Annotated in this window: 4 protein-coding genes; 2 read left to right on the top strand and 2 right to left on the bottom strand. The window is 41.5% G+C overall.

What is annotated here, in order from left to right:
- Window positions 1-914: VapE domain-containing protein (locus HMPREF2983_RS00555; RefSeq protein WP_070665637.1), on the bottom strand; the 914-nt coding region annotated here is incomplete at its 3' end.
- Window positions 915-1,290: 376 nt separating this feature from the next.
- Between HMPREF2983_RS00555 and HMPREF2983_RS00550 the strand changes: the two genes are divergently transcribed.
- Window positions 1,291-1,593 (top strand): helix-turn-helix domain-containing protein, encoded by a 303-nt coding sequence (locus HMPREF2983_RS00550; protein WP_008449658.1) that lies wholly within the window; start codon window positions 1,291-1,293, stop codon window positions 1,591-1,593.
- Between the two features lie 11 nt (window positions 1,594-1,604).
- Window positions 1,605-1,895: a helix-turn-helix domain-containing protein gene (locus tag HMPREF2983_RS00545; RefSeq protein ID WP_008449754.1), complete on the top strand. Its 291-nt coding sequence runs from the start codon at window positions 1,605-1,607 to the stop codon at window positions 1,893-1,895.
- Between the two features lie 277 nt (window positions 1,896-2,172).
- Here the strand turns inward: HMPREF2983_RS00545 and HMPREF2983_RS14215 are convergent, their stop codons facing one another.
- Complete coding sequence (locus HMPREF2983_RS14215) at window positions 2,173-2,349, bottom strand: response regulator transcription factor (protein WP_009435960.1); 177 nt, start codon at window positions 2,347-2,349, stop codon at window positions 2,173-2,175.
- Window positions 2,350-2,644: the final 295 nt, after the last annotated feature.

The raw sequence follows: 2,644 nt of genomic DNA, 5'->3' as shown, positions 1-2,644 counted from the left end.
GGGTCTGTAAGAAAGTCATTGCCGTTCACTGATGCCACAAAGCTTGCCAAGTGGGGATGCTCCTCCACGTACTTGTCATACGGCATACGGTACTTGACCATCGGACAGGTGATGAGGTTTTTCAGCTCGTTCTCATCCCGCTTATTGAGGGCTTTTAGCTGGTCGTCTATGTTTACGATAAGGTTCTGACCGATATAAGTGAGTGTGTCCTTTTCCTGCGGATATATTTTTCCTGTGTAACTGTAACCGTGCAGTGCTGGGGGACAGAGCAGGTCAAGGAACGTGGTCTTGAACTTGCCCTGCTCGCCTGTGAGTACGAGGCAGGTATGGTTACGGCACTCACGGTCGTCCATTGCGTTGGCAACCACTGCCACGAGCCACTTGGTGAGGTACGGCAGCCATTTGTCGGAGTTGCGCACGACAACGCAACTTGCCAAGTCGGGAATGGCTTTCAGTGAAAGGGAAACTTTATTTCCACAATCAGGGTTACTGCTGCCTATATCCGTTGCAGACAACTTTTTGAAATACTCCTGTATGGGGTTGATGCGTGGAGAGAAACTGCTCTCGATGATGGAATAGAGATTATCAGAAGATGTGATAATCCCGATGTCGTTGTCTATCTCCCTGCGGAGCGTGTTGATTTCATAGCGACCCACTTTTGAGAAATGAGCATCGTTCTTGCTTCGGTATTCGGTTCTTCCCAATACAGTGTTGTATCTGAACTCATAGCGAGAGGACAGATAGGTTTCTATCTCACCGTTTTTTGAGGAAGTCTTCTTTTGCTTGGACATATTGTTTCCTCCCTCCGATTTACCTTTATCTGCATTCTTCTTCATTATATGCTTGGTTTGGTTTCTGAGAGTGAAGTTATGAAGAGAACAGGAAAGTGCCAAGCATTCGGAGAGTGCTTGCATAATGTTGCGTACATTGGCTATGAATTTCTCACAGATTTTTGACAAGAAACTGTTGGAAAGTATGGATTTAAGCCCAAAACAAGAGGACAAGTGTGTAAAGGATGCAAGAAAGGCAGGTGCTAATTTGCTACAATACGCATCGTATTGCGTCGGCTAAAAGGATATGATAAAATGGAGTAAAGAGACAAAGAAAGAGAGCGACAATCCTTTTGCCATTTCCATGTTTTTCCCTCTATTTCCCTACTGTTCCCTCGTGCTTTGAAGTATGGCAAACACTCTCTACTTTTGCAGGCAGAAATATGCGGTGAAACGCAAGACGGACAAAGGTTTTATTAAACCAATAAGACAGAAATACAAACAAAACAATAATAAAACTATGGGATATTTTATCATTACGGATTCAAACTGGGCAAAGCTGAGGAACGAGATTCTCAGCCTTGCCGAGACCTGCCACAAGGCATTCGGGGAACGAAGCAGGCACACCGATTGGCTGCACAACGGTGATGTGTGCAGGCTGCTTAATATCAGCAAGCGCACCTTGCAGCACTACCGTGATACGGGTGTGTTGCCCTTTGCCCAAATCGGGCATAAGTGCTACTACAAGCGTGAGGACGTGGAACAGTTGCTCCAAACAAAAACGGAGAAAGCTGAAACGGGAAAAACTAAAATCAACAAATAGACACGAAGATTATGGAACAGGTAAGAGATTTGAATATAGAGGCGGACGATATGCAGGTGGTGCTGTCAGCTATCAGCGGAGTAAGCAAGAGAATTAAGGAAGTGGCACAGACACACAAGCCGCTATTTGGCGATGAGCACTTCCTTACAGGTAAGGAAGTATGCGAGAGGCTGTATATCAGCCCTCGCACCTTGCAGGACTATCGGGACAGGAGGATTATTCCTTACACACAGTTTGCAGGGAAGATACTTTATAAGGAGTCGGATTTGGAAAAAATGTTGGAGGAGAATTATAAGAGGTAACGAAACCTCTGCAAAAGTCCGTAAAAAGAAGAATAAAGTGAATATAACTTACTGATAATCAATCATAGTTTTTCTTCTAAAAATAGTTTTGCAGAGGTCTCGGTAACAGGTATATTGCAAGTAGCTATTCAGCGACAAAGGACATAAAACAATATTAATAATCAAATAGTTACTTGTAATTACTAGACATTTCAATCCGTATATCTTCAGTAGAAAATCCAACAAAACCACTTTTCGATATCAACTTTTGCCTGATACGATATTTTGGAGATAGTACTCAAATTAGATTATAATCCTCTACATATTGTATGGCCTCAGTAATATTGCTAACTCCAAGTTTTTTGAATATGTTTGTTCTGTGAGTCTTGATTGTAGTTATCGAAACAGAGAGATACTCTGCGATGTTCGCTATGCTTTTACCATTTGCACTTTGCCCAATAATAACTTTTTCCATATTAGTTAAATGTGAATTATTGGTTTGCACCCATTTATCGTTTCTCAATTCAAAATGATAGTCAACCCCAGATAACTTAACCAAGGCGTTCCCTATTTGTTTTCTTGTTGAATACGTTAACATACAAATTCCTAGTGTAATATGTTTGTTACTGTCAATTAAGTAATGATTAAAAAATAACTTGGTACATTTTCAGGCCAAAGACATCGGCATTGAACAATGTATTCAATTCGATATTAGCAGTTCTCATATATTTTATTTAACCTCAAATCCGCAACTAAGCCCTTGAAGGTTC

Origin of the sequence: Prevotella sp. HMSC077E09, from assembly GCF_001814685.1 — a bacterium.
Taxonomy (GTDB): domain Bacteria; phylum Bacteroidota; class Bacteroidia; order Bacteroidales; family Bacteroidaceae; genus Prevotella; species Prevotella oris.
Note: the sequence above shows the minus strand (reverse complement) of the source record. Positions and strands in the feature narration are given on the sequence as shown.